Source organism: Burkholderia glumae LMG 2196 = ATCC 33617, assembly GCF_000960995.1.
GTDB classification, from domain to species: Bacteria; Pseudomonadota; Gammaproteobacteria; order Burkholderiales; family Burkholderiaceae; genus Burkholderia; species Burkholderia glumae.
In genome coordinates this window covers 674,429-699,864 of sequence record NZ_CP009434.1, presented here as the reverse complement: position 1 = coordinate 699,864, position 25,436 = coordinate 674,429, and the positions used below count along the sequence as shown (strand labels likewise).

At 70.0% G+C, this 25,436-nt stretch carries 27 protein-coding genes and 1 pseudogene; 14 read left to right on the top strand and 14 right to left on the bottom strand.

Going from position 1 to position 25,436, the window contains the following annotated elements; all coding sequences use genetic code 11:
• The first annotated feature begins 3 nt into the window (after positions 1-3).
• Positions 4-429, top strand: coding sequence for an acyl-CoA thioesterase (locus KS03_RS04265; RefSeq protein ID WP_026051552.1), 426 nt, complete (start codon positions 4-6; stop codon positions 427-429).
• 36 nt (positions 430-465) lie between these two features.
• Here KS03_RS04265 and KS03_RS29540 read toward each other — a convergent pair whose 3' ends face one another.
• The 4 genes from KS03_RS29540 to KS03_RS04250 all read right to left on the bottom strand — a co-directional run bounded on the left by KS03_RS29540 (position 466) and on the right by KS03_RS04250 (position 4,807).
• On the bottom strand, positions 466-705 hold the full coding sequence (locus tag KS03_RS29540; RefSeq protein ID WP_232252134.1) for a helix-turn-helix domain-containing protein: 240 nt from the start codon (positions 703-705) through the stop codon (positions 466-468).
• 667 nt (positions 706-1,372) lie between these two features.
• Positions 1,373-2,308 carry a LysR substrate-binding domain-containing protein gene (locus KS03_RS04260; protein ID WP_015878021.1) on the bottom strand — a complete coding sequence of 312 codons (936 nt, stop codon included), beginning with the start codon at positions 2,306-2,308 and terminating at the stop codon, positions 1,373-1,375.
• Between the two features lie 677 nt (positions 2,309-2,985).
• The gene (locus KS03_RS32625) at positions 2,986-3,537 is read right to left on the bottom strand and encodes a hypothetical protein (protein ID WP_230674516.1); all 552 of its coding nucleotides are present in this window, start codon (positions 3,535-3,537) and stop codon (positions 2,986-2,988) included.
• Between the two features lie 529 nt (positions 3,538-4,066).
• A complete protein-coding gene (locus KS03_RS04250; protein ID WP_127913889.1) occupies positions 4,067-4,807 on the bottom strand; it encodes a hypothetical protein in 741 nt (246 codons plus the stop codon).
• A 381-nt stretch (positions 4,808-5,188) separates the two neighbouring features.
• Here KS03_RS04250 and KS03_RS04245 point away from each other — a divergent pair.
• The 8 genes and pseudogenes from KS03_RS04245 to KS03_RS04210 all read left to right on the top strand — a co-directional run.
• Positions 5,189-5,404: pseudogene (locus tag KS03_RS04245) on the top strand (IS6 family transposase); the annotation flags it as partial.
• Between the two features lie 265 nt (positions 5,405-5,669).
• The gene (locus tag KS03_RS04240) at positions 5,670-5,873 is read left to right on the top strand and encodes a cold-shock protein (RefSeq protein ID WP_015878022.1); all 204 of its coding nucleotides are present in this window, start codon (positions 5,670-5,672) and stop codon (positions 5,871-5,873) included.
• Between the two features lie 136 nt (positions 5,874-6,009).
• On the top strand, positions 6,010-6,849 hold the full coding sequence (locus tag KS03_RS04235; RefSeq protein WP_017424209.1) for a universal stress protein: 840 nt from the start codon (positions 6,010-6,012) through the stop codon (positions 6,847-6,849).
• A 63-nt stretch (positions 6,850-6,912) separates the two neighbouring features.
• Positions 6,913-7,473 carry a universal stress protein gene (locus tag KS03_RS04230; RefSeq protein WP_015878024.1) on the top strand — a complete coding sequence of 187 codons (561 nt, stop codon included), beginning with the start codon at positions 6,913-6,915 and terminating at the stop codon, positions 7,471-7,473.
• Entirely contained in the window at positions 7,470-8,309 is an 840-nt protein-coding gene (locus tag KS03_RS04225; protein ID WP_015878025.1) for a universal stress protein, read from the top strand. The genes KS03_RS04230 and KS03_RS04225 overlap by 4 nt, the downstream gene beginning before the upstream one ends.
• Before the next feature lie 121 nt (positions 8,310-8,430).
• Positions 8,431-10,494, top strand: a complete 2,064-nt coding sequence (locus tag KS03_RS04220; protein ID WP_015878026.1) for an ATP-binding protein — start codon at positions 8,431-8,433, stop codon at positions 10,492-10,494.
• A complete protein-coding gene (locus KS03_RS04215; RefSeq protein WP_015878027.1) occupies positions 10,491-11,135 on the top strand; it encodes a response regulator in 645 nt (214 codons plus the stop codon). The genes KS03_RS04220 and KS03_RS04215 overlap by 4 nt, the downstream gene beginning before the upstream one ends.
• Before the next feature lie 274 nt (positions 11,136-11,409).
• Positions 11,410-11,781, top strand: coding sequence for a DUF3564 domain-containing protein (locus KS03_RS04210; protein WP_015878028.1), 372 nt, complete (start codon positions 11,410-11,412; stop codon positions 11,779-11,781).
• Here KS03_RS04210 and KS03_RS04205 read toward each other — a convergent pair.
• The 6 genes from KS03_RS04205 to phbB all read right to left on the bottom strand — a co-directional run bounded on the left by KS03_RS04205 (position 11,762) and on the right by phbB (position 15,185).
• Positions 11,762-12,112, bottom strand: a complete 351-nt coding sequence (locus KS03_RS04205; protein ID WP_236702767.1) for a hypothetical protein — start codon at positions 12,110-12,112, stop codon at positions 11,762-11,764. The genes KS03_RS04210 and KS03_RS04205 overlap by 20 nt on opposite strands.
• A gap of 131 nt (positions 12,113-12,243) precedes the next feature.
• Complete coding sequence (locus tag KS03_RS04200; protein WP_015878030.1) at positions 12,244-12,894, bottom strand: BON domain-containing protein; 651 nt, start codon at positions 12,892-12,894, stop codon at positions 12,244-12,246.
• Positions 12,895-13,070: 176 nt separating this feature from the next.
• Positions 13,071-13,295 carry a DUF2964 family protein gene (locus tag KS03_RS04195; protein WP_017924684.1) on the bottom strand — a complete coding sequence of 75 codons (225 nt, stop codon included), beginning with the start codon at positions 13,293-13,295 and terminating at the stop codon, positions 13,071-13,073.
• Positions 13,270-13,758: a universal stress protein gene (locus KS03_RS04190; RefSeq protein WP_015878031.1), complete on the bottom strand. Its 489-nt coding sequence runs from the start codon at positions 13,756-13,758 to the stop codon at positions 13,270-13,272. Before KS03_RS04190 ends, KS03_RS04195 begins: the two co-directional genes overlap by 26 nt.
• Positions 13,759-13,923: 165 nt before the next feature.
• Complete coding sequence (locus KS03_RS04185; protein ID WP_232252133.1) at positions 13,924-14,439, bottom strand: universal stress protein; 516 nt, start codon at positions 14,437-14,439, stop codon at positions 13,924-13,926.
• Entirely contained in the window at positions 14,436-15,185 is a 750-nt protein-coding gene (gene phbB, locus KS03_RS04180; RefSeq protein ID WP_015878033.1) for an acetoacetyl-CoA reductase, read from the bottom strand. Before phbB ends, KS03_RS04185 begins: the two co-directional genes overlap by 4 nt.
• Before the next feature lie 255 nt (positions 15,186-15,440).
• Between phbB and KS03_RS04175 the strand changes: the two genes are divergently transcribed.
• Together KS03_RS04175 and fnr are read left to right on the top strand one after the other, a co-directional pair.
• Positions 15,441-15,938 carry a universal stress protein gene (locus tag KS03_RS04175; RefSeq protein ID WP_015878034.1) on the top strand — a complete coding sequence of 166 codons (498 nt, stop codon included), beginning with the start codon at positions 15,441-15,443 and terminating at the stop codon, positions 15,936-15,938.
• 336 nt (positions 15,939-16,274) lie between these two features.
• The gene (gene fnr, locus KS03_RS04170) at positions 16,275-17,048 is read left to right on the top strand and encodes a fumarate/nitrate reduction transcriptional regulator Fnr (protein WP_015878036.1); all 774 of its coding nucleotides are present in this window, start codon (positions 16,275-16,277) and stop codon (positions 17,046-17,048) included.
• Between the two features lie 177 nt (positions 17,049-17,225).
• Here the strand turns inward: fnr and KS03_RS04165 are convergent, their stop codons facing one another.
• Both KS03_RS04165 and KS03_RS04160 read right to left on the bottom strand, forming a co-directional pair.
• Complete coding sequence (locus tag KS03_RS04165) at positions 17,226-18,239, bottom strand: bifunctional enoyl-CoA hydratase/phosphate acetyltransferase (RefSeq protein ID WP_015878037.1); 1,014 nt, start codon at positions 18,237-18,239, stop codon at positions 17,226-17,228.
• Positions 18,236-20,101, bottom strand: a complete 1,866-nt coding sequence (locus tag KS03_RS04160; RefSeq protein ID WP_015878038.1) for a PHA/PHB synthase family protein — start codon at positions 20,099-20,101, stop codon at positions 18,236-18,238. The genes KS03_RS04165 and KS03_RS04160 overlap by 4 nt, the downstream gene beginning before the upstream one ends.
• 326 nt (positions 20,102-20,427) lie before the next feature.
• On the opposite strand from KS03_RS04160, the gene KS03_RS04155 reads away from it, so the two are divergent.
• Complete coding sequence (locus tag KS03_RS04155) at positions 20,428-21,624, top strand: acetate/propionate family kinase (protein ID WP_015878039.1); 1,197 nt, start codon at positions 20,428-20,430, stop codon at positions 21,622-21,624.
• A 104-nt stretch (positions 21,625-21,728) separates the two neighbouring features.
• The gene (locus KS03_RS04150; protein WP_015878040.1) at positions 21,729-22,559 is read left to right on the top strand and encodes a universal stress protein; all 831 of its coding nucleotides are present in this window, start codon (positions 21,729-21,731) and stop codon (positions 22,557-22,559) included.
• A 55-nt stretch (positions 22,560-22,614) separates the two neighbouring features.
• Here the strand turns inward: KS03_RS04150 and KS03_RS04145 are convergent, their stop codons facing one another.
• Together KS03_RS04145 and KS03_RS04140 are read right to left on the bottom strand one after the other, a co-directional pair.
• Complete coding sequence (locus tag KS03_RS04145; protein ID WP_015878041.1) at positions 22,615-23,070, bottom strand: universal stress protein; 456 nt, start codon at positions 23,068-23,070, stop codon at positions 22,615-22,617.
• A 197-nt stretch (positions 23,071-23,267) separates the two neighbouring features.
• Positions 23,268-24,257, bottom strand: coding sequence for a zinc-dependent alcohol dehydrogenase family protein (locus KS03_RS04140; RefSeq protein WP_015878042.1), 990 nt, complete (start codon positions 24,255-24,257; stop codon positions 23,268-23,270).
• Positions 24,258-24,434: 177 nt separating this feature from the next.
• Here KS03_RS04140 and KS03_RS04135 point away from each other — a divergent pair, with 177 nt between their 5' ends.
• Positions 24,435-25,436 (top strand): Acg family FMN-binding oxidoreductase, encoded by a 1,002-nt coding sequence (locus KS03_RS04135; protein WP_015878043.1) that lies wholly within the window; start codon positions 24,435-24,437, stop codon positions 25,434-25,436.

The window sequence follows — 25,436 nt, the reverse complement described above, 5'->3', positions numbered from 1 at the left end:
CCGATGACCAAGAAATGCTACTCGACGGTAATTACGGTTAAATACCGGGAAACCGACGGACTCGGGCACGTCAGCAGCCCGGTTTATTACGACTACCTGCAGCATGCCTATCTGACGTTCATGCATGATTTGCTGGAATTGCCTTATTCGGAGAAGTTACCGCACGTCATGGTCAAGACGTCGTGCGAGTATCTGAAGCCCGCTCATTACGGGGATACCATTACGGTGCGCAGCAGCATCACCCGGTTCGGATCGAAAAGCTTCGAGCTCGAACACCTGATGACGCGGGACAACGGCTCGGCCGGAGACGACGCGATCGTTGCCCGCGCGCTGTCGACCCATGTGATGTTCGACTACGCGCGCAATGCGACGATGCAGGTTCCCGAAGAATTCAAGGCGCGGGTTCTGGCGTTCCAGGGCGCCATCTGACAAGCGGATTGCCGGGGCGGGCGCCCCGGATCCCTCCTATGCGAATACGATCAAGCCCATCAGCACGGCCTTCACGACCGCATTTGTCCGGTTCGAGGCGTTCAGCTTGATGATCGAACGGGAAATGTGAAAATTGATCGTGCGTTCGGTCAACCCGAGGATTATGCCGATCTCATAGGCGGTCTTTCCTTCCGCCGCCCATCTCAATACCTCACACTCTCTCGTGCTCAAAACCTCTGCAACGGGGGGGGCCATGTTCGATGCCAATTGATTCATCCAAACCTCCAGAACAATAAACCAAGCTGGCCGACTCGGCGCACGCCATTCCTGCAAGACGTGAATCATCCTGTGCAGCCCTCGAAAGCTCAACGACAGGGCCTGGCGCGAAAGCGCAAGCCCGTTTTATTTATTGGAATCCCGATTTAGGCGATTCAAAGACGCTCCATCCCAACCCATCGAGATCAAAGCCTCATCGTATTATTCATATCAAACACGCCGCCGATACCGCACTGGACAATTGATTTTCGGCGGCGGCTGCATGCGGTGGCTGGCGAAACATTCCCGCGCTCGGGTCGGGCTGCATTGAACGGCCCGTCGATACGCAGCTTGCGTGGAACCGTCCGCCGATTGTAGTTGGCGTCGCACTACAATCGCGTGAAATGCCCCACCCGGTTTTCCTCTTGGACAACTGCTCGGGCAGCTCGGCATCCGCCGGGCAGGCGATCGCCCGCTCCGTCACGGTCGTATCGAAATCCACGGCTGACCGGGCGACGCGCCCTCCGGCATCGCGCATGCGAGCGTTTTCCGCTTGATCAGGTTCACTAACTACATCGAAAGCATCAGGCGGATAAGGCCGAGCATACCGAGTTGCCCTCCCCCCCGGAAGATGCGTCACGCTCAATTTATTCGTGCAGTTGACGCGCGTGCCGCGGCGTGTGCACCGTCATGGTTCAGCCGCGCCAACATCGTACAACGACGATTCCTGATTTGCACAAACAAGTCGCAGGCAACTGCGCAGCCAGCGATGCGCGGGGTCGTTATCGAAGCGCGGATGCCAGATCTGTGAAATCGTCAGCGTGGTGGTCAACACCGGCAACGTGAAGCTGAGCATCCCCCCCCGCGATTTCCTGGTCTGCCGCTCCGGAACATTGGCGATCAAATTCGAATCGCGCGCCAGCGACAATGCGGCGGGAAAGCTGGACACGACCGCCGCAACGGTTCGTTGCAGTCTTAGGGTCTCGAGCAGGTTGTCGATGGGACCGCTGACCTGCCCCCGCCGCGACACGCTGATATGGCCGAAAGAGGCATATCGGTGTGGCGTCACGTGCTCCCCCGCAAGCGGGTGATCCGCCCGCACGACGCCGATGAAGCGGTCGCGGAATAGCGCCTGTACGCGCAGTTCGGGGCCGGTATGGCCCACCACGCCGACTTCGAGATCGACCGCCCCCGTGCGCAAGGCCTCGACGTTCTTATCCGGCTTCGGCGCGAAACGCAGCCGGACGTTCGGCGCGGTTGCCGTGACCAGCGCTATCAGTTCGGCCCCGAAGGTATCGACGAACCCTTCGTTGGCACGAATCGAGAACGTGCGCTCGAGCTCGCCGAGGTCCGCGCTGTTGCACGGACACAGCACGGCGTGGGCCCCGTCCACCAGCGCGCGAACCTGCGCACGCAGTTCGAGCGCACGAGGCGTCGGCACCAGATCGCGTCCGGCCCTGACGAGCAGTTGATCTCCCGTAGTCGCCCTCAGACGGGCCAGGGACCGGCTCAACGCCGAGGAGCTTAGGCCGAGCGCCTTCGCTGCCCGCGCGACACTGTTCTCGGACAGCAAGGCGTCTAGCACAATCAGAAGATTGAGATCAGGGGCATTCGTCTTGTTCAATTGGTGTCGCTCCGGGATACCGCTTGGACTTGCGATTGACGCGTACCACGCAGTCAGCGTGATAGCCATGCAGCGCCCGACGATGGACGGGAACGCCAGCCCGGCGATCGGGCGGCATGGGAGTCCGTCATCGTGCGCTGGCATCAATAAAGGGGAAACGGCCGGTTTGCACTCCGTATTTCCGGTGCCGGACGGCGCATTGCACGTGGTTCGATCCCAGCCTCGCTTTCGACGCGGCTCCCCCCATCGGCCGCAGGCGCCGGGCGACGGCGAGCACCAGCCCGCCGTTGCGAGTCAGCGGCTCTCCTGCGTTCAGCCGGCGCCGATTTCCCTCCCGCTCGCGCGCGCACGTGCCGTCGGCACTTCCCGGCGCGCCATCGTTGCCGGCCGGCACCGGCAAGCGGCCTACCCGGCCGTCCGGGAATCCCACTGGATAAGCTGGCTTTTTTAATTCGCTCGGCAGATTGCGCCATGCCGCTGCCGATGGCGTTTAATCCCAACCGGCACGAGTCGCCTGCCCATCGCGAGCCGCCGACAGCGGCAACCGGGTCGAGCAGAGCGAGCCGAATCCCGAGGCCGCCGTGCCGGCGGCTCGCCAGCTCCGCCGCAACGACGCGCGATGGACGGCCGGATGCCGCGCGATAGCGGACCACGTCGGCAGTCGGCAAAGGCGTCTCTCAAGCATCTCCGGCGATCGGTCGTTTCGAGCGAGACATGCCGATTTCCTTGCAGCTCCGATCCGGCATCAGGCCGGGCGATTCGAGGCTGCGCCGGATGGGCTCGCGGATTTTCCGGTACCGGATCGACAGCAAACCGTTGCGCGCATTCGAGGTGCCGCGAGCGGCCGGACTCGGCACTGGCTGCTTGGCGTGCAGCGCTTGCGCCTGCAACAGCGTGCCGATCTCGTCGCGCCGGCTCCTCAAATAGTGGTCGAGGAACGGGCCGATTCCGCCGCTGAAGACGGTGTCATCAACGCGCGCCGGAGGAAGGCGCGGCGGCACGTTGCGCGCAATCGGCAGCGCGCCTGCGCTGCCCGCCTCGATTTCACGGTGCTGGGGACGATCAACTTTTGGCCCTCGATGACGTGTTTTGGTTTGCTGAATTATAGAGAGATTTCTTGAGAAAATGCGACATGCAAACGGGGCGCAGTTATATAGTTTTTTTCTATCATATAAATCCTTCGTTGATTCCGATTGATTAAGAAATGACAGCATGTCAAGCGCTTCCATGGAGATTCATCCTCCGGCAGCGGCCTGAAAATTAATAATCGCTTCCGCCGGGCATTAATGGAGAAAGATTCATTTTGATTTTATTAAACCGTCTACGCCGTTACGGTGCGCATTTTCTTTCGATTTTCTTTCAATACTCGTCCGGTCCGCCGTGGAGCATCCGGGCAGCGGGCCTGCTCTCACCCCGACGTGCCACCGACCATCCGCATGAATATGACGAATCCGTTGCTCGCCGGAACCATGCTTCGGCTGGGGCAAGTCGCTTGGCCCGCTGCCACAGGTGACCGTGCAGGGCCGGGAGAACATTGCTCGGTTGCCGAGGCCGAGCATGGCCGCCTACAAACTGGCAGGCTCGAGAACGCCGGCGGCGTGGCGCCCGCGGGCCGCCGGGGGGGAGATAAATGCGTCAGTCCGTTCGGCATTTCAGCCGCCGGCTAACGTGACAGCGCCTTGTCGAGGGCACGGTACAGACGACGGCTGAATAACCGGACGCGTCGGTCGGCGCGTGGGCGGACTGGTCAAGAAGCTTCTAATTGCGGCAATTTTCCCGACGCGCTTCGTCAAGTTCGTTGGCAAAGGCCCGGGCCAGGATCTCGCTGTTGAAAATGACCAGCTCGTTTGCCTGCGCCCGCGCGGTCGGTTCGGCGGGGAACGCGCTGCCCTCGACGAGGTAGTAGGTGGACTTGCCAGGGCGAGATGACTTTATCGAGATATTTTGTAGCGAACAGAGTTCGACCGGCTGGCCAGAGTGGGCCTGGGGCGTGCCCGGTACGATCACATGATTCGAACCGCTGATGGTCAGATAAGTGCTGACCGGATAGATAGCCCAACTGATGAAAACCACGGCGCCAAAAAACGTTGCGGTGCCTCCCAGGGCCCAACGGAACGGCGCGAAAGCTGAGCGCCACATACCCCAAAGCAGCAAGGCCAGGACCACGGTATATCCGACGATGATTGGCCAGTCCATAACGGCGGGCGCTTTGACCAGCGAATAATCGGCTGCCATCGCACCGCGCGCGTAAAGGCCAGATTCCGCGGCGCCGCCCGGCGGCCAGGGGAGAAAGCCCTTCGCGAGAATCTGCTGGTAGGAGTACCAGCCGGCGCCATAACCACCGACATGTAGCCCCAGGATCAACAACGTGGTGATCCAGATACCCCGCCGGAGCTTTCGAGCCTCTACGGCAACTGATCGCATTGAAGTCCTCATGTACTCACGGTTTGACACGCCAACTTCGCCGAGCAGTTTGGGGCGTACTGGAAAATCTTCCAAGCCAGTGCTGCAGCGGGCATACCGGCACGTCGCTGCCGACGGCAAGGATGGACCAGCCGGTGTAAGTCACGTCGCGGCTGTGAAGGTTTGCAGGGCCGCCGTCCCGCTGGGTTGATCGTAACGCGATTCCAGTGCGCTAACGGCACATCACGGCACGCGCGGATGAAGCAAAGGATGCTGAGTGCGAAGGCGGCGATGCAGCAAGACGCTGTGGCGGACAGTAGGGGGCGGGATGGCCGACTGAGCCCTGCGGTCCGGGCGTGGCTTGCTGTCCGCAGCCGTGAACGGGCACTCGGTCGTCCCGCTCGGGCGACCGTTGCGGGCCGGAACGGCGGCATCGGCATCTGCGCGGGCCTTGTCACGTTGGCCCAGGATCAGGGAATGAAGACGACCTCGCCCGATCGTGGACATCGATTCACGGCGGCCGTCATCAACCATGCCGTGCGCCCGCGCGAGATCGAGGAACCGCTGTTCGAGCGCGGCGTCGTGGTCAGCTGGGCAACGATTCGCCGCTGGCGCGACGGGTTCGGTGCGGCCTTTGCCTGTCGCCTCAAGGCTGCCCGGCGCAAGCCGGGCGGCACCTGGCATCTCGACGAGCAGGCGGCAGCCCGCTTCGAGGCTTGATGCTTGCTCACCGGCCTTGCCCCAAATCCGTCCGACGCCGGCTGCGCGTCGGTGCCGGCTGGCCCCCGATGATCTGGACGGCCGGTGCGCCGCCGGGCCAGGGCAGCATTCCGATGCCGGCCTCCCATGAAAGCGGCTCCGACGGCGGGACAATTATTCGGTCTTGATTCAAGTCAGTTGCGCAAGCGCGTCCGCAAGCGAGCATGGGCTCGTCCCTTCCCGACTCGACGAGGCAGCGATGTATACCGGCACGGTCAAGTGGTTCAACGACGCGAAAGGCTTTGGGTTCATCACGCCCGACGACGGAAGCGAGGACGTGTTTGTCCATTTTTCCGAAATCCAGGTGAGCGGCTTCAAATCGCTGCAGGACAGCCAACGTGTGCGATACGAGGTGCGTACCGGCCCGAAGGGCAAACAGGCGGCCGACGTGCAGCCGATTTGAGCAGGCCCGCCCCCTTGGTGAGCCCGGGTAAGGGCTTGGCGCAGCCGGCGATTGACCTGAGTCAATCGCGGAGCGCCGCCGCCTCCTAGACTGGGCCGCATGAACCGCCGTCCACGCCGCTCGGGGAGCCGTCGCAATGAGCTATCAGACCATTCTGGTCCATCTGGACAGCAGCGCCCGAGCCCATGCACGGCTGGATATCGCGCTGCGTCTGGCAAGCCAGTTCGATGCCTGGGTGGTTGCGCTCTACGCGGTATACACGCCGGACCCCGACACGTTCACCGTGATGGCGGGCTCCGCGGAGTATTACATCGAGCGCGCGCACGAACGAAAGGAACGGCGCGACGCGCTCAAGCGCCTTTTCCACGCCGAGTTGAACCGCGCCCACGTGGAGGGCGCATGGATCGACGCCACCGACTCCGCCAACCGCAGCGTGGTGAACCACGCCCATTACGCCGATCTCGTGATCGCGGGCCAGGATGACCCGCAAGATCCCGAAACCTTCGTCGACAGCCGCTTTCCGGAAACCGTGGTGATGTCCGCCGGCCGCCCGGTCCTGCTGATTCCCTTTCGTGGCGAGTTCACGACCCTCGGCAAGCGCGTGCTGGTTGCCTGGGACGGCGGCCGCGAAGCGACCCGTGCCGCGCACGACGCGCTGCCCTTTCTCGAGCGCGCGCAGCAGACCCTGCTCGTCACCGTCAACGGCCCCGCCGACGAGCCGGCCGCCTCGCTGATGCCCGGTGCCGACATCGCCTGCGCCCTGGCACGCCACGGCGCACGCGTGGAGGCGCGGGAACTCGCGTGCGAGCGCCCGGCGTCGATCGGCGACGTCTTGCTGTCGCAGGCGAGCGAGGTCGGCGCCGACCTGCTGGTGATGGGCGCCTATGGTCATGCGCGGTGGCGCGAACTCGTGCTCGGCGGCACCACGCGCACCGTTTTCGCGTCCATGACGCTGCCGGTGCTGATATCGCATTGAGCGGCGCGCGCAGGCCAGCGCCGCTTCCTTGCCCGGCTGACGGGCGGCACTCGGGAGAGCAGCATGTTTTCACGCATACTCGTCGCGCTCGACGGCAGTCGGACCGCTTGGCACGCGCTCGACGCCGCGCTCGCGATTGCGGCGGAACACGCGGCGACGCTCGATACGCTGTACGTGATCGATTTTCCAGTGGCCGCGCTCGATCTATCAGGCGCCTACCTCTCGAACTTCCTCGACGCGGCACGCGAGCAGGGGCGGCAGCTTTGCACCGATGCCGCGGGGCGGATGGCGTCCCGCGACGTGAAGGGCACGCAGCGCGTGGTCGAAGCCGGATCGATCGGCGAGGACGTCGCCGACACCATCGCGCGCGCGGCCCGCGCCTGGCCGGCCGACCTGCTGGTGATGGGCACCCACGGGCGGCGCGGCTGGCGGCACCTGATGCTCGGCAGCGTGGCGGAACGCACGCTGCGGCTCGCGACCTGCCCCGTGCTGCTGATCCCGACCCACACGAGCCTCGCCCAACCCGGCGAGGCGCCGGCCGACCCGGCTGAAGCGGCTGGCTCGTCCCACCGCGCCGCGCCGCCGGCCGCCGACCTCCCCGATACCGCAAAGGCTTCCTCATGAAATACAAGACCGTGCTGGTTCACCTCGACGACAGCGCGCCCTGCGAGGTACGTCTGGCATGCGCCGTCGAACTGGCGCAGCGCCACGACGCGCACTTGAGCGGACTGTATCTGCCGCCGCCCGGCAAACCCCTGCCCTTGTTCGAATCGTACGAAGCGCAGGAAGCGGCCGACGCCGAGCGGCGGCTGAACCACCGCCGACAGCATGCCCGCGAGGTCTTCGACAACGCCCTGGCGCGCGCCGGATGCCGAGGCGAGTGGCTCGCGCCGCTGACGCGGCCGGTCGATGCCGCGGTGCTGCATGCTCGCCACGCGGACCTGGTGGTGCTCGGCCAGCACGACCCCAACGCCCCCGAGACAGAGCCCGCGCGGCACTTCTGCACCGACCTGCTGATGCGCTGCGGCCGGCCGGTGCTGATCCTGCCGCACGCGGGCCGCCCCGGTCCCTGCGGCGAGAACGTGCTGGTTGCCTGGGACCAAAGCCGCGAGGCGGCGCGCGCGGTGAGCGACGCCCTTCCGCTGCTGAAACGCGCCCGCTTCGTGACCGTCGAGACCGTGCACCGGGCACGCCACGTCTGGCCCGCCGAGATGCCCGCCGACAACGTGTCGATCGCCGGCTTCCTCGAGCGCCACGGCATCCGCGCCGCCTTCGCCACCACGCGAGCCGATCCGGGCTGGGGCACGGGCGGCACGCTGCTCAACCGCATCAGCGACCTGCACGCCGATCTGCTCGTGATGGGCGCGTATGGGCATGCCCGGGTGACGGAGCTGCTGCTGGGAGGCGTCACGCGCAGCCTGCTCCAGACGATGACGGTGCCGGTGCTGATGTCGCACTGATCGTGACATCGGCAGCCATCCGGTGGTCCGCGGCGAGGCCGGCCCATGCTGCGCAGGGCCGTGCCGCCCGCCGCGCCTTCCGCCCGACCTCGACGCCGCCTGCGGCCGGCCCGATCGCCCCATGACCCCCTACCGGCTCTCGTCTTTCCTGTCCCGATACCCGCGCGGCTGCGACGCACGAAAACGCGCGGCCGTCTCGCTGCTGCTGCTCGCCGGCCTGGCGGTGTCGTTCGAGGCCGCCACCCAGATCCACCGGCTCGTGCTCGCGGCCCAGTCGAGCGCCTTCGAGCAACGCACCGACGCGATCCGCACCTCGCTGCGCCAGCAGATACAGGCGGCCACGGCAATGCTGCTCGGTGTGCGGCAATGGACGACGGCGCACGCCATGTTGCCGCGGCCCTGGCAATCGGAGGAGCTGGACTTCTCCGATCTCGAGCGCGCGCATTCGCCGATCCGCCAGTTGCGCTATCTCGACGCCGCCACCGTGTTTGCCCGGCTGGCGCTGCAGGCTGCCCCGGCCGCGGCCGCGCGACGCCCCGCGTGGTCCGGCCAGCGCCTGCGCGCCAGCCTGCAGCAGGCGATCGCCAGCGACCAGATCGCGCTCGCGGCGCCATGGTTCGCGGCCGACAGCGCCGCGGCAGCGAATGGCCAAGGCAACCAGCTCGAGTTGTACCTGCCCGTCTATCGCGACATGAGCCGGCCCGACGGCGCGATCGTGCCGGCCGGCCGCCCGGTCGCGGGCTTCCTGTCGGTGGCGATCGACCTGTCCCGCTTCATGGCGATGGCGAACGGCGATCTGCCCGCCGTCGCGCTGCGCGTGTCCGCCGGCCCCGCAGCGCCGGTCCGCGCGGCCGGCCGGCCCGGCGGCGGCGACTTCCCGAGGCTTCGGCGCACCCTGTCGGCGAGCGTCGCCGGTACCGCGCTGACGCTCGACTTTTCCGCGGAAGGCCGGCGCGGCGCGCGGCGCGCCGATGCCTTCGCGGCGCTCGTCCTGCTTGCCGGCTCGGGCTGCACGGCGCTCGCCGGCGTCCTGCTGTTGCGCCTGCCGAATCACGGCCCCGCGCCCGGCCCGCGGCTGCCCGAGCCGTTGGGCGAGACCCGCCTGATGGGCATCATCCGCGCCTCGTCCGAGGCGATCATCACGATCGACGAATCGCAAACCGTGCTGATCTTCAATCCGGCCGCCGAGCGGATCTTCGGTGTCCCGGCGGCCGACGCCATCGGCGGCCCGCTCGCCCGCTTCCTTCCCGAACGTTGCCGCGCGGCCCACGAACGGCACATCGCAAGGTTCGGCCTCGCCGCTGCCTCGCCGCGGCAGATGGGGCGACAGCAGCGGCTCTACGGCCTGCGCGCCAACGGCGAGGAATTCCCGCTCGAGGCCTCGATTTCGCAGCTGGGCGACGGCGCCGGCCGGATCTGCACCATCGTGCTGCGCGACGTCACCGAGCGCGTGCGCAGCGACAACGCGCTGGAACACGCGCGTGACGAACTGCGCGCATGGTCCGCGCACCTGCAGCAGGCCGGCGAAGAGGAAAAGACCCGCCTCGCCCGCGAACTGCACGACGACCTCGGCCAGCAGCTCGCCGTGCTCGAGATGGAAGCCTCGGCGGCCGCGCAGGCACTCGACCGGGTGCTCGATGGCGCCCGGGACCCCGGGCTGATCGAGACGGCCGTCAACAAGCTCCATGGCATGCGGCGGCTGACCGATTCGGCGGTGGCGTCGGTGCGCCGCGTCGCCGCGAATTTGCGGCCCCTGATGCTCGACGATCTCGGCGTGGTGCCCGCCATCGAATGGCTGGCCAGCGACTTCGCGAAGCGCCACGGCATCGAGGTGGTCCGGCATGTCGCCCTCGGCGAGCGCACGCTCACCGGCGCTGGCGCAACCGCGCTGTTCCGTATCGTGCAGGAGGCCCTGGTCAATGTCGCCAAGCACGCGCAGGCGAGCCGCGTCGATATCTGCCTGAAGGCGGTCGGGGACGCCTGCGTGCTGCGCGTCGCCGACAACGGACGCGGCGTGCCGCACGAGCGGCCGCGCGCAGGCAAGGCCTTCGGGCTGATCGGCGTGCGCGAGCGCGCCCACGCGCTCGGCGGCCGGCTGACGATCGCCGGCCCGCCGGGTCAGGGCTTTTCGATCACCGTCACGCTGCCGCTGGCCGTGGTGCAGCAGGGAGCGCCAGGCTCATGATCGAGGTGCTTCTCGCGGACGACCACGCCATGGTGCGCGACGGCTTGCGCTACATCCTGCAGAACACCAGCGGCTTCCAGGTGGCGGGCGAGGCGGCGGACGGCCCCGCCACGCTCGCGCTGGTGCGCGGCACCGGCGCGCAGCTGCTGGTGCTCGACCTCTCCATGCCGGGCGGCGGCGTCGAGCTGATCGGCAAGATCAGGCAGGAAGCGCCGGCGCTGCGCATCCTGGTGCTGACCATGCATGCCGAGCAGCAATACGCGGTGCGGGTGTTCCGCGCCGGCGCGTCGGGATACATGACCAAGGAAAGCGCCAGCACCGAACTGGTCGATGCACTGGCCAGAATCGCCGCCGGCGGCGTCTATGTGAGCCTGGCGATGGCCGAGCGCCTTGCCCAAAGCCTCAACGAACGTCTCGATACCCTGCCGGACCAGCGCCTGTCCGGTCGCGAAATCGACGTGTTCCGGCGCATCGCGGCGGGCTGCACGGTGTGCGAGATCGCACATGCGCTCGGCCTGAGCGTCAAGACCGTGAGCACCTACAAGACGCGCATCCTCGAAAAGATGAAGCTGCCACACGAGGCCGCGCTGGTGCGTTACGCCATCCGGCACAAGCTGTTCGACGATCAGCTCGACGTCTGACACGCGCGCCCCGCGCCGCCCGTGGCGCGTGGTGCCTGTGCGCCGCCCGCCGGTCCGGCCGGCTCCCTGCGGCGCCCGCCTTTGACCCTGGTCAATCGTCGCGGCGCAGCGCCACCTAGACTGGGCCGATCTCTTGCCCGAAGGCCGGCGCCGCGACCATGCCCATCCCGCGCCGGCCGAGGGCTCGCGCCCCGATGGCCGCCGAAACCGGCGCCGCGTCGGGCCGGCGCGAGCGTCCTCGCGAGCGAGGTCCCACCTCGATCAGGAGCGCATCGTGCGAATCACCCTGCATCTCGACGGCCTCGACGGTCCCGAGGCACACGCCTATGCCATCGTCTGGATCGACACCGCCACCGCGCGCTGGTCGCGTGAAGGCCACGCCGGCATTGACCTGCCGGTCTGGGGTCGGGTGGCCGTCGAGGGGCACGGCATCCGGATGACGAATCAAGACGGCTGCGACACCTGCTGCCTGCTCGAGGATTTCGATTTCGCGGCCGGCCGCGGGCCCGCCGAGGGCCAGGGCGGACCCGCCCGCTGGTGGCCGCAGCCGGGCGCGGCGCCCGTGGCCGGTACCTGGCGGGCTCAGTGCATCGACCGTTCGAGCCCCTGCGCCGAGCACGAAGTGTTCACCGGTCAGGAACGCTGACGGGCTTGTCGCCGCCATCCGGCGGCGGCGGTCCGTCGGGCCGGCCGGCCTCGGTTTCGCGCAGCCGCTGCACGGCGCCGTCGAAGGCGCACCGCAGTGCCGCCACCGGGTCCGGTCCGGCCACGTGCGGCAAGGGCAGCAGCCGGCCATCGCGGCCGATCAGATCGAGCCGCACGTCGAAGCCGGTGTGGACGGCGTGCCGGCTACATGATTCGATCGCGAGGTAGCAGCCGGACCAGCGCGCGCCGAAGCGCTCCAGCCGCCTCGACTGGATGGCTGCCTCGGCCTCCAGCCGGGCGGAGCCGGCAAAACCGAAATAGGCGATCTGCATGCGCATGCCCATCGCGCGCTCCCCCGCGTCCAGGCCCCTTGCCGGTCCGTCCCGGCGCGCGGCCCCGCTTCGCCGGCGCCGCGCGACTGCCGGCCGCGCGCGCGCCGCGATCCGCGCAGGTCGCCCCGGCATCATCGGACGGTCAGTTCATCGACCACCGCGCGCACCCCGCGCGCGGACCAGGCGGCACCGCGTGCGGCCCTGCGCTCGGCGTGGGAGCCGACCTTGCCGCTCAGCGTGACCATGCCGTCCTTCACGCTCACCTCGATATGCCGAGCCTCGCGCTGTGCGTGCCGCTCCAGCGCGCGGCGGATGTTCGTGCCGATCTCGTCCGCGCCGACATCGCCGAGAATCTCGATCCGGTCGGACACGCCCAGCACGCCGCGCATCTGCGAGATCGCGCGCAGGGCGACATGGCTCTGGTAGGCCCAATCGACCCGGCCCGTCAGCGTGACCCAACCGTGCTCGACCTGTGCGTGAATCGCATCGCCGTGGGTGCCGACGGTCCAGTGCAGGATCGAACGCACCGCCTGGGCGAGTTCGAGATCGTCGCGCCGCTCGCCGTCGGGCAGCCGCACGTCCAGCTCCGACACCAGGGCCCGCACCCCCGACACGCGCTGCACCGCCCGCTCCGCCGCCAGCTTGCTCGCATAGCTGGTGGGGTGACCCGACAGCTCCACGACCGCGTTGACCACCCTGACGCGCCAGAGGCTGCCATGAATCGCCGGATCCGCCGCCAGTTCCTCCTCGACGTCGCGCTTCAACTGTTCGTCGCTTTTCACCTCGTCTCTCCCGATAGCGCGGCATCAGCGCCGCATGAATGGTCAGCTTTCCGAAGCGGGTGGGCGAGCGCCCGCGCAGGGCCACTCTAGGAAGTCGCTGCGATTCTCGATTGACGTGAGTCAATCGCGGGCCGCGGCGCCGGTTGCGGCAGGCCGGGGGCAGCCGCCGCCTCGGGTCAGCGCCGCGGCGGACGCCAATTCAGCGCCACCACCGCCGCCGCGATGCCCGCCACGAGCAGGGCGGCGCCCGCCTGCCATTCGTCGGCACGCCCGTACAGCAGGCCGTCGAGCAGCATGCCCAGGCCCGCGAGCGCGCCGAACACCGCGAACGTCGCGCAGACGACCGGCGTCCGGCCGGCTTTGCGGTCGCGCGTATCAGGGCCGCTCGGGCGTGTCGTCATCGATTCCGTCCCGGCCTCGGGCGTCGCGCGCGACCATCACCGGCAGCGTGGCCTGCCTCACGAAGCGCTCGGCCACGCTGCCGAGCACCGCCCGCGCCAGGCCGCGCCGACCATGCGTGCCCATTACCACCAGCTCCGCGCCGAGCGCCACGGCCTCGCGCTGCAGGCATGACGGCACGTCCTCGCCGACATCGTGCGTCTCGATCGCGAGCGCCTCGCCGTCGGCGCCGGCCTCGCGCAGGGCCTCACGCGCGCGCTCGAGAATCCGGCGGCCGGCCTCGCGCAACCCCGCGAGCGTGCCGGCAGGGTCGTCGCATCCGGCGTACAGGAACACCTGCGCCTTGTCGATCACATGCACGGCGAAGACCCGCCCCTGCGTCAGCCGGGCCATGCGGATCGCCTCGTCGAGCGCGCGTGTCGAGCATTCGCTGCCGTCCACCGCCGCCATGATGGTTCGATACATGACTCACCTCGTTATCGATAAGGGCCCGGCCCGGCACCGGCGTGCCTGGCGCGGCGGTGCCGGCCACGCCGGCACGTGCGGCCGGCCGCCCGACGCCGGCCGGCTGGCGGCCGGCCGCGCCATGACGCATGCGGCGGCCAGCCCTGGCCCGCTTGCCGTGGCCGGCTAAGCGAGTCCGTGCGGCGCGCGGGCGAGCAGCACGGGGCAGGGCGCAATGCGCATCACCTGCTCGGCGACACTACCGAGCCAGTAGCGGCGCAGCCCGCTCGCCCCACGCGTTCCCATCACGATCAAGCCAGCGTCCTGCTCGGCGGCCACGCGCACGATCGTGGCCGCCACCCCGTCGCCGCAGGAATCCACCGTTTGCACGGTGCAGGGTATCTCGTAGGTCGCGCAGATCTGCCGCGCGCGCGAGAGCGCGCGCGCCACCACCTGCGGGCCCGGCCGGCCGGTATCCTGCTCGGCGAACGGCAACGCCGGATCGACCGGGCGCGAGGCGCGCTCGACGACGCAGAGTGCGCACAGGCGTGCCTTGGCCAGCGAGGCCAACGCGAAGGCCTCGTTGAACGCGAAGTCGGAACCGGGGCTGCCGTCGAGCGCGACCAGGATCAGCGAGCCCCCGAACGAGTCCCGCATGGCGCCGCCGGCCGGCGGCCGCGCGGAGCCGACGGCGGTCATCATTGCATCTGCATCCCGCCGTTGATGGCGATCTCGGCGCCGGTGATGAAGGCCGCCTCGGCCGAGCACAGGAACGCGATCAGCGCCGCCACCTCCTCGGGCTTGCCGAGCCGGCCCACCGGGATCTGCGGCAGGACGCGCGTCTCCAGTACCTCCTTGGGCATGGCCTCCACCATATGCGTGGCCAGATAGCCCGGCGACACGGTATTGACGGTGACGCCGTGCCGGGCCACCTCGCGCGCCAGCGCCATCGTGAAGCCATGCACGCCGGCCTTGGCCGCCGAATAGTTGGTCTGGCCGAAGGCGCCGCGCATGCCGTTGACCGACCCGACATTGATCACCCGCCCGAAGCCGCGCGACACCATCGATCCGATGAACGGCTTGGTGACGTTGAAGATGCCGTCCAGATCGGTGTGCATCACCTCGTCCCACTCCGGTTTCGTCATCTTCGAGAACACGGCATCGCGCGTGATGCCCGCGTTGTTGACCAGCACGTCGACGTGTCCATAGGCGTCGTTCACCTGCCGCGCGCAGCGCTGGCAGGAGTCGTAATCGCCGACGTCCAGCTCGAAGGCGCGATACACGTGCCCCGCGTCGCGCTCGGCGCACAACCAGGCCGCGACGTGATCGTTGCGCGTCGAGTACGACATCGCCACCGTGAAGCCGGCGTCGGACAGCTTCCGGCTGATCGCGCTGCCCAGCCCGCCCATGCCTCCCGTGACGAAGGCGATACGTCCATTGGCATGCATGTCGACTCCTGTCGCGTGGTGTCTGCCGAACCCGACTCTAGGCCCGGTTGGCCTACCGCCATTGATCGTGATCAAGCGCCCTTCGCGGCGCCGGGACATCGGGCGAGCCGGGCGCGCTTGACCTGGGTCAGCCGGCCGGCGGCGCCCGTTTCTAGACTGCGTGGCACGGGCGCCCGCCGCGCCGGCGCGGCGCGCAGCCGGCCAGGGCGGGGCGAACCCTCGCGGTGCCGTCAACCGATCCCTAAGGAGTCTCAAATGTATTCGGACATCCTGGTCGCCATGGACGGCGGCAAGACGGCATCCCACGCGCTCGACGCCGCGCTGGCCATCGCGCGCGAGACCCACGCCGTGCTCCATGCCGTCCACGTGATCGAGATCCCGGCCTATGCCTTCGAGATTCCCGATTTCGAACCCACACTGGCGGCGCGCGCGGCACGCCGTTCGGGCGAGCGGATTCTCGAGGGCGCCCGGGCGAGGATGGCGCAGTTCGGCATTGCCGGCGCCACCAGGCTGGTATCGACCGGATCGCTCTGCGACGATGTCGCCAAGCGCCTGCTGTCGACCGCGCAGCAACTGCGCGCCGATCTGATCGTGATCGGCACGCAGGGCCGGCACGGTCTGGCCCGCCTGATGCTGGGCAGCATCGCGGAGCGCGTGCTGCGCGGCGCGGCTTGCCCGGTGCTGGTGATGCCCGCGCATGGCGGCGCGCCGGCGCCGCTCGGCGCGAGCGGCCCTGCCTCGGCTGGCGCCTGAAGCCAGGGCATCGCGCCCGGGCTCACGCCGTTTCGGCGGTGGCTGCCGGCGGCCAGGCCGCCGGCGGACCGGCCTCGATTCCGCAGACGATAGGGCCCGGCGCACGGCGCGCCCCGCCTGCCTGTAGGAAATCGCCTACAGCACTTCTGTGGTTCCTACCCCCGCTTCAAGCGTCGCCGATTTTCGTCAGACGCAGCCTGATCGATACTTTTGAACGGCGAGGGCAATCACCGCAATCACCGGTTGCGGCCCGCCCCGGGCCTCGGCCGCGCGTGGTCGGCAGGCTTGCGCGCGGGCAGCCCGGCGCGCTGCCCATCGCTTCCCCAGGAGCCAATGATGCCCAGCCACATGGATAGGACCATCAGTGCGCCGAGCGAGCCGGGCAGCCGCCCGCCGGCCCTGTCGCGCCGCGACTGGCCGCAGCGCGGCGAGGCGCGCTGTTCCGCCTGCGCGCTGCGGCCGGCGTGCCTGCCGCTCGGGCTGACGGCAACCGAGCTGGCGCAGCTCGATTCGCTGGTTTGCACGACCCGCCTGATACACCGCGGCAAGACGCTGTATCGCGCCGGCGATCGCTTCCGCAGCATCTACGCCGTGCGCACCGGCTCGTCCAAGACCGTCGTCACGCATCGCGACGGACACGAGCAGATCACCGGCTTCCAGATCATCGGCGATACCCTCGGCCTGGACGGCATCCACGCCGGCCGGCACAACTGCGATGCCATCGCGCTCGAGGACAGCACCGTCTGCATCATCCCCTTCGAGCGACTCGATCAGATCTGCCACGAGATCAAGGCGCTGCAGCAGCACGTCTACCAGATCCTGAGCGGCGAGATCGTGCGCGAATCCTCGCTGCTGCTGCTGCTCGGCACGATGACCGCGGAGCAGCGCGTGGCCGCGTTCCTGCTGAACCTGTCGGAGCGTTACCGCGCGCGCGGCTATTCGTCAGTGGAGTTCAATCTGCGGATGAGCCGGGACGAGATCGGCAGCTACCTCGGCCTGAAGCTGGAAACGGTCAGCCGCATGTTCTCGCGGCTCCAGCGCACCGGCATCGTCGCGGCCAACGGCAAGCAGATCTACATCATCGACGCCGAGCGGCTGCGCGAGATCTGAGGCCGGGGCCGGCCGGGCGCCGCCGCTGGCCGAGCGCCGCGGCACGCCGGCCGCCGGCCGGGCTGCCCGCCCGGTAGCGGCGGTGCTCCTGCCGGGCTCGTCGCCTGCCGGTGCCGGCCGGATGTCGGATGGATCGCCGCGCCGCGGCGCTCACGGCGCTCACAGCGCTCACAGCTCTCACGGCGCCTCGGCGAGCGCGGCCGGCGAGCGGCCGGGCGTCTGCGCCAGGTACATCGCCAGGGCACAGGAGGCGATGCGAGCCGCGGCGCCGTCGGCGCGGCTGGTCAGCACGATCGGCACGCGCGCACCCAGCACGATGCCGGCGCTGGCCGCCCCGCCCAGGTATTCGAGCTGCTTGGCGAGCAGGTTGCCGGCTTCGATATCGGGCACCACCAGCACCTCGGCGCGCCCGGCCACCGGTGAAGCGATCCCCTTGTCGAGCGCGGCACGGCGCGATACTGCGTTGTCGAAGGCCAGCGGGCCGTCGACGATGGCGCCCGCGAGCTGGCCGCGCTCGGCCATCTTCGCCAGCGCGGCGGCATCGAGCGTGGCCCGCATCGCCGGATTCACCGTCTCGACCGCGCACAGCACGGCCACCCGCGGGCATCCCACGCCGAGCGTGTGGGCCAGATCGATCGCGTTCTGCGTGATGGCGGCCTTTTGCGCCAGGTCCGGGGCGATATTGACCGCCGCATCGGTCAGGATGAAAGGCCGCGCGTAGGCGGGCGATTCGACCAGGAAGCAGTGGGAGATCCGCTTGCCGGTGTGCAGGCCCGAGCCGGCCGCCACCACCGCCCCCATCAGCTCGTCGGTATGCAGGCTGCCCTTCATGATCGCGCCGACCCGGCCGGCCGCCGCCAGCTCGACGGCGCGCGCGGCCGCGGCGTGGCTGTGCGGTACCTCGTCGAGCGGCCAGCGCGAGGCGTCGATGCCGGCCTCGGCCGCCACGCGCGCCAGCCGCGCGCGCGGCGCGACGATCAGCGGCGCGAGCAGCCCGCCCAGGGGCGAATCGTGAAGCGCCGCCAAGGCGCCGAGGCTGCTCGCGTCGCAGGGATGCACCACCGCGATCGCGAGCGGCGGCAGGCGCCGGGCGCGCTCGACCAGGGGCGGCGCGGCGCGGCCGCGCGGCAGCAGGCCGGGCAGGCGGCGGCCGCGCCAGTCGGGCTGCTCGGGCCGCTGCGCGGGGTTCATGTTTCGAGCACGTAGCTGCCGGGGGCGGGGGCGAGCCGCGCGTCGGCCACGCGCGCCGCCGTCTCGCCCGAGGAATGCGCGCGCAGCCAGTCGCGCCAGCAGATCCACCACGAGCCGTCCACGCTCGGAACCTGCGCCAGGAAGTCGTGCCGGCTGCGATAGGGCGCCCCCGCCTCGCGCGTGGCGCAGCGGTAGTAACGCCCAGGGTGGCCCGGCTCGGAGACGATGCCGGCATTGTGGCCGCCCGCCGTCAGCACGAAGGTCAGTGCGTTGTGCGTGAGCAGATGGAGCCGGTAGACCGAGCGCCAGGGCGAGACGTGATCGCGCTCGGTGCCCACCACGAAGGCCGGCACCTCGAGGTCCGACAGCGCCACCGGCCGGCCCTCGACGCTGTAGCGGCCGGCCGCCAAATCATTGTCGAGAAACAGCCGCGTCAGGTATTCCGAGTGCATCCGGTACGGCATGCGCGTGGTGTCGGCGTTCCACGCCATCAGGTCGCTGGGCTTGGTGCGCTTGCCGAGCAGGTACTCGCTCATCATGCGCGACCAGATCAGGTCGCGCGCATTGAGCAGCTGGAACGCCGCGGACATCTGCGAGCCGTCCAGGTAGCCTTGCCGCCACATCAGCGCGTCCAGCGCGGACAATTCGCTGGCATCGATGAAAAGCCCCAGCTCTCCCGGCTCGCTGAAATCGGTCTGGGCCGCCAGCAAGCTGATGGAGCGCAGCATCCGGTGCTGACGCCCGTCGCGCGCCAGCGCCGCCGCGCCCATTGCCAGCAGCGTGCCGCCGAGGCAATACCCGACCGCATGGACCGCTTCGCCGCAGTGCTCGCGCACCCACTCGAGCCCGGCCAGGCATCCGTCGCGCAGATAGTCGTCGAGCCCGAGATCGCGCGACTCCGCCCCCGGGTTGCGCCATGACAGGACGAACACGGTATGGCCCGCCTCGACCAGGAAGCGGATCAGGGAATTGTGCGGCTGCAGGTCGAGGATGTAGTACTTCATGATCCACGACGGCACGATCAGGATCGGCTCGCGCGTCACGCGCGCCGTGACGGCATCGTATTGCAGCAGCTCGCACAGCGCGTTGCGCCATGCCACGCGTCCCGGCGTGAGCGCGACCTCGCGCCCCGGCAGGTAGGCTTGCGCCGCCCGGGGGCGCACGCCACCGGCGCGATCGAGCCCGGCGTCCAGATCCTCCAGCCAGTGGCGCAGGCCGGCGGCGAGATTCGCGCCGCCGCTGCTCAGCGTCGCCTCAAGCACCAGCGGGTTGGTCAGGATGAAATTGCCGGGGCAGCAGGCGTCGAGCCATTGGCGCGCCAGAAAGCCGACCAGCTCCTCGTGATGGCGTTCGACGCCGGGCACCTCGCGCGTCGCGTCGCGCCACCAGCGCTGGACCGCCAGAAAACCGTCGCGATAGGCGCGAAACGGCCAAGCCGACCATGCCGGCGACGCAAAGCGGGGGTCGGCGGCGGCCGGCCCGGCGGCGCCCGGATCGGCGCCCGGCGCCGCCGCGGCGCCTTGCCAGGGCCGCAGCGCCAGCTCGAGGCAGGTCCCCGGCGAAATCGCCAGATGCGCGCCCCAGTCGATCAGCGCGAGCGCCAGCGAGATCGGCGAGAGCCCGAGCGTGGCCGCCGCGACGTTGGCCCTTGCCACCTGGTCCCATTGTTGCGCGGCCGTGGCCGGCTCCCGCGCGGTGCCGCGCCGCGGCGAGGCGCCGCCCGCGCGCGCCGCCTCGCGACGCGCGCGGGCCTCGGCGCGCAACGGCGCGTGCGGCTGGCGGCGCGGCTCGCCAGCCGGCGCGCCGCAGGCATCGTCGCGACGCTCGCGGCCGTCCCGTTCCGGACTCGTCGACGCGTTCATCGTGGCTCCTGTCTAGATCCGCCGCCCGGCCCGCGCCTGCGCGCTCGCCTCCGGCAATGGGCCTGACTGTGGGGCTGCACCGCGCACCCGCCATTGACTTGCGTCAAGCGCGGATCGTGGGACATTCCTAGACTGGCCGGCACCGATCCAAGCATCCTCCCGGGAGCCTTGCCGATGTGGGATACCACCAGCCGGGCCGGCCGCGCCGCGCGGGCACGGCGTGCCTCTTGCCCGGCCTTCGCGGGCCGCCGCGTCCGGCGCATCGGGTTCGACACGGACCGCGCGCCGGGGCGGGCCGGATTGCTCGCACCCTGCTGAGCCGGACGATGCGCATTCTCTCGCTGCTCGCGATCAACACCGGCTCGTCGAGCATCAAGTTCGCCGTGTTCGCCCATGCACCGCACGGCGATCCCGAGCGCCGGCCGCTGCATGCGGGGCAGGCGTGCGACGAGGGCGCCGGCATGACGATCCGCTTCGACGACGAGCCGCCACGCCCGCTGCCCCCGCACGGCAGCGGCGCCCCCTATCGCGCCGCGCTCGCGCAGGTCGTGGCCTGGTTGCGCGAGCGGCTGCCGCATGTCGCGGTGGGCGCCGTCGCCCACCGCGTCGTGCACGGCGGCGCGCGCTACGGCGAGCCGGTGCTGCTCGACGCCGCGGTAATGGACACGCTGCGCTCGCTGGCGCCGCTGGCACCGCTGCACCAGCCGCACAGCCTCGACGCGATCGAGGTTCTCCGGGCAGCGTTTCCGGGCGCGGCGCACATCGCGGTATTCGACACCGCCTTTCATCGCAGCCTGCCGCGTGTCGAGCAGCTGCTGCCGTTGCCGCATGCCTGGTTCGAGCAGGGCGTGCGCCGCTACGGGTTCCATGGCCTGTCCTACGAATACCTCAGCGTCGTACTCGACGAGTCGTTCGGCTGCCGCGCGCGCGTGATCGCCGCCCACCTGGGCAGCGGCGCGAGCCTCTGCGCGATGCGCGAGGGCCGCAGCATCGCGACCACCATGGGCTTCTCCGCGCTCGACGGCCTGATGATGAACACCCGGTGCGGCAGCCTCGACCCCGGCGTGATCCTGCACCTGCTCGAGGCCGGAGCGACGAACGGCCAGGCCCTGGGCCGGATGCTCTATCACGGGTCCGGCCTGCTCGGCGTCTCCGGCATCTCGGGCGACCCGCGCGTGCTGCTCGCGCACGAGGCGTCCGGCGACGGGCGGGCGCACGACGCGCTGGCCCTCTACGTGCACCGCATCGTGCGCGAGGCCGGCGCGCTGGCCGCCCTGCTCGGCGGCCTCGACCTGCTGGTGTTCACCGCCGGCGTCGGCGAGCATTGCGCGCCTTTGCGCGAACGCATCTGCACCGCGCTGGGCTGGCTCGGCATCGAACTCGACGCATCCGCCAACGCGGCCCACGCGCATGTCGTCTCGACGCCGGCGAGCAAGGTGACGGTGGTGGTCGAGCCGGCCAACGAAGCCTGGATCGTGGCGCGCGACGCGGCGCGCCTCATGCGTGCCATCCGCCGCGATTGATCCAGGTCAGCGCGAGCGGCCCGGGCGGGCCGATGATGAACCGCGCCACGGCCACGCCGGGCAGCCGCCCGGCCGCGTCCGGCCTCGATCGACAAGGAGCCGTCATGAGCTATCGAACCCTGATCGTCCATCTCGACGACAGCCAGCGCTGCCGCACCCGCACCGCGCTGGCCCTCGCGCTGAGCGCGCGCTGGAACGCCCATCTGATCGGCCTCTACGTGGTCTGCCAGGATCTGCTGGAGCCGCTGCGCCGGCCCGGCGAGCCGCTCGCACTCGGCGAGTACGAGCGCCTGGGCGAGCAGCGCCGCACGGCGGCCGAGCAGCGCTTCCTGGCGGCTGCCGAGGCCGCCGGACGCAGCGTGCAATGGCAGGCGCCCGCGGGCGACGCGGTGCGGACCGTGATCCGGCATGCGCACCATGCCGACCTGATGCTGCTTGGACAGGAGGATCCGAACGACCGCCTGAGTCATGTCGCCGGCCATTTCGTCGAGGACGTGGTGATGGGTGCCGGGCGACCGATCCTGGTGCTGCCGCGCGCGGGCGCGGTCGCAAGCTGCGGCGAGAACGTGCTGGTGGGCTGGGACGGCAAACGCGAAGCCGCCCGCGCGCTGGCCGACGCGCTGCCGCTGCTGGCGCACGCGCATCTGGTCAACGTGGTGACGGTCGAGCACGGCGGCACCGATCCCGACGCGCCGGCCGGCGTCGACGTGGCGGCCTACCTGGAGCGCCATCGGGTGCGCGCCGCCTTCTCGACCGTGCCGCGCGAGCGCGCGGCCGGCACCGGAGCGAGCTTGCTGGACCGCGCGGCCGAGTTGCATGCCGACCTGATCGTGATGGGCCTGTACAGTCACGCCCGCAGGTACGAGCGCATCCTGGGCGGCGCCACGCGCACGGTCCTCGACAGGATGACGGTGCCCGTGCTGTTCTCGCACTGATCCGGCGCGCCGCCGGGGCCGCGCCCGCCGGCGTGCTCGGGATCTCGCCCGCCGCTCAGCGCGCCGGCAGCTCCCGCACCACCAGCACCGGCCGGCCGGCGACGCGCACCAGCGATTCGGCGATGCTGCCGAGCAGCATCCTGCGCCAGCCGCGGCGGCCGCGGGTGCCCATCACGATCAGGTCGGCGTCGCATTCGATGGCCGCGCGCGCCAGCACCGCCGAGACGTCCTCGCCACCCGCCTCGATCGCCAACGCGCTGCCGCGCACTCCACTGCGCCGCAGCGCCGCCTGCGCTGCGGCGGTCACGGTCGCGGCGCGGTCCGGCGTGGGCCGGTGCGGCTCGAGCCGGTCGACGTAGCCGCTGTCGAAATCGATCAGCCGCGGCGCGTCCGGCACCACATACCTCGCCTCGACCGTGCCCCCCGATGCCCGCGCCAGCGCGATCGCCTGCGCGAGCGCGAGCCACGCACCGCGGCTGTCGTCCAATGCGGCAAAGATACGTTCGTACATGACGGATGCCCTCGCCCGTGTCCCACCGGCCAGCCTGGATCAGCGCGACGATTTCCCATTGTCCTGCGTCAAGCCCGCGCCGGCCGGTCGGGCACACGCCGACAGGCGGCGGGGAGGCGCCCGTTGCGGGCGGGCACGGTCGCGCCCGCCCCCCGGCCAGATCGGCGCACCGCCGGGCGCGTCCGCCGAACCGCCGGTCAGCCCGGCAGGGTCAGCACGGCTGCGCCCGACACCCGCCCCTGGCGCAGATCGTCGAGCGCGCGATTCGCATCGCTCAGGCGGTAGGCCGAGGCCTGCACGCGCAGCGGTATCGCCTCGGCGGTGCGCATGAACGCGACGGCATCCGCGCGGGTCAGATTGGCGACCGAGGCGAGACGGCGCTCGCCCCACAGCAAGGCATAGGGAAACGCCGGGATCTCGCTCATGTGGATCCCGCCGCACACCACGATTCCGCCCTTGACGAGCATGCGCAGCGCGGTCGGAATCAAGGCGCCCACGGGGGCGAAGATCAGCGCGGCGTCGAGCGGCTCCGGCGGCGCCTCGTCGCTGCCGCCCGCCCACACCGCGCCGAGCGACAAGGCCAGCCGCCTGGCGGCCAGATCGCCGGGCCGGACGAGGGCGAACACCCGCCGCCCCTCGGCCCGGGCGATCTGGCAGACCAGGTGGGCCGCCGCGCCGAACCCGTAGATGCCGATGCGCCGCGCATCGCCCGCCATGCGCAGGCTGCGATAGCCGATCAGGCCGGCACAGAGCAGCGGCGCGGCCTCCAGGTCGGAATAGCGCGCCGGCAGATGGACGCAGTAGCGATGGTCGGCGACGGCGCGCTCGGCGTAGCCGCCGTCGATCGTATAGCCGGTGAAGCGCGGCGCATCGCACAGATTTTCCCGTGCCGAGCGGCAATAGGGGCACACGCCACAGGTCTGGCCGAGCCATGGCACGCCGACCCGCTCGCCGACGGCGAACCCGGTCACGCCCTCGCCCAGCGCGCTCACCGTGCCGACGATTTCATGCCCGGGAATCAGCGGCCGCTTCGGATCCGCCAGTTCGCCGTCGATGATGTGCAGATCGGTGCGGCAGACGCCGCAGGCGCGCACGTCGAGGAGCAACTGCCCCGCTGCCGGCCGCGGGTCGGGCACGCGCACCTCGCGCAGGCTCGGCCGCGTGCCGTCGAATTGCATCGCAAGCATGTCACTCCCTCCCGCGCGAACCTCGGTGCCGCGCCCAATCCGGTTCAAGCCTAGACGCTGGCAAGCCGGCACGGATGGCATCCCGTCGCGCGCTTGACATGAGTCAATGGCGATGCGAAGCCGGCTGACAGGATGTGGTGGCATCGCGCCGCCGGCCGGCGCTCTGGAGATCGCCGAATGACCTCGCCTACCTCACCCGCGGCCAGCGCGCGCCTGGACAGCCAGTTGGGCCTGCTGCTGCGTTACGCGACGCTGGCCCCGTCGAGCCACAACTCCCAGCCGTGGCACTTCGTCCTCAACGACAACACGATCGCGCTGTGCGCCGACCGCATGCGCGCGCTGGCCGTGATCGACCCCTACGACCGCGAGCTGATCATCAGTTGCGGGGCGGCGCTGCTCAACCTGCGCGTCGCGCTCAGCCGGGCCGGGCTCGCCTACACCATCAGTCCGTTTCCCTCCGAGGTCGATCCCGATCTGCTCGCGCTGGTGCGCGTGTGCAACGACGGCTACATCGACACGGCGCTCGCCGCGCTCGCCGATGCCATCCCGAAACGCGTCACGACCCGCGCCGCGTTCGAGCCCGAGGCGGTTCCGCAGGCGCTGCAGCAGGTCCTGACGTCGGCCGTCATCGCCGAAGGCGCCGGCGCCGTCACGGTCGACTCGATCGCGCAGCGCAGGCAGATCGCCGAGCTGGTCGCCGAGGCCGATCACCAGCAGTTCCGCGATCCGCGCTTCCGTCGCGAGCTGGCCAGCTGGATCGACCCGCGCCGCCATCTGGACGGCATGCCGGCGTTCGCGGCCGGGGTGCCGTCCCTGCTCGACTTCGCCGCGCCGCTGGTGACCAGCGCGGTACGGACTTTCGATCTCGGCAACGGCCTGGCGGCGCTGCATCACCAACTGGTGGACGCGTCGCCGCTGATCGTCTGCATCACCACCGCGAACGACGACCGCGAGGCCTGGCTGGCCGCCGGCCAGGCCCTGGAGCGGATGCTGCTCGCCGCCACCGACGCCGGCTATACGGCCTCCTACCTGAACCAGCCGATCGAGACGAGCGGCCCGCGGGCCGCGCTATGCCGTCTGCTCGGCCTGCACGGCACCCCGCAATTGCTGCTGCGGATCGGCCGCGGCCCGCAGCTGCCTCACTCGCCGCGCCGCCCGCTGCAGGACGTGGTGTCGTGA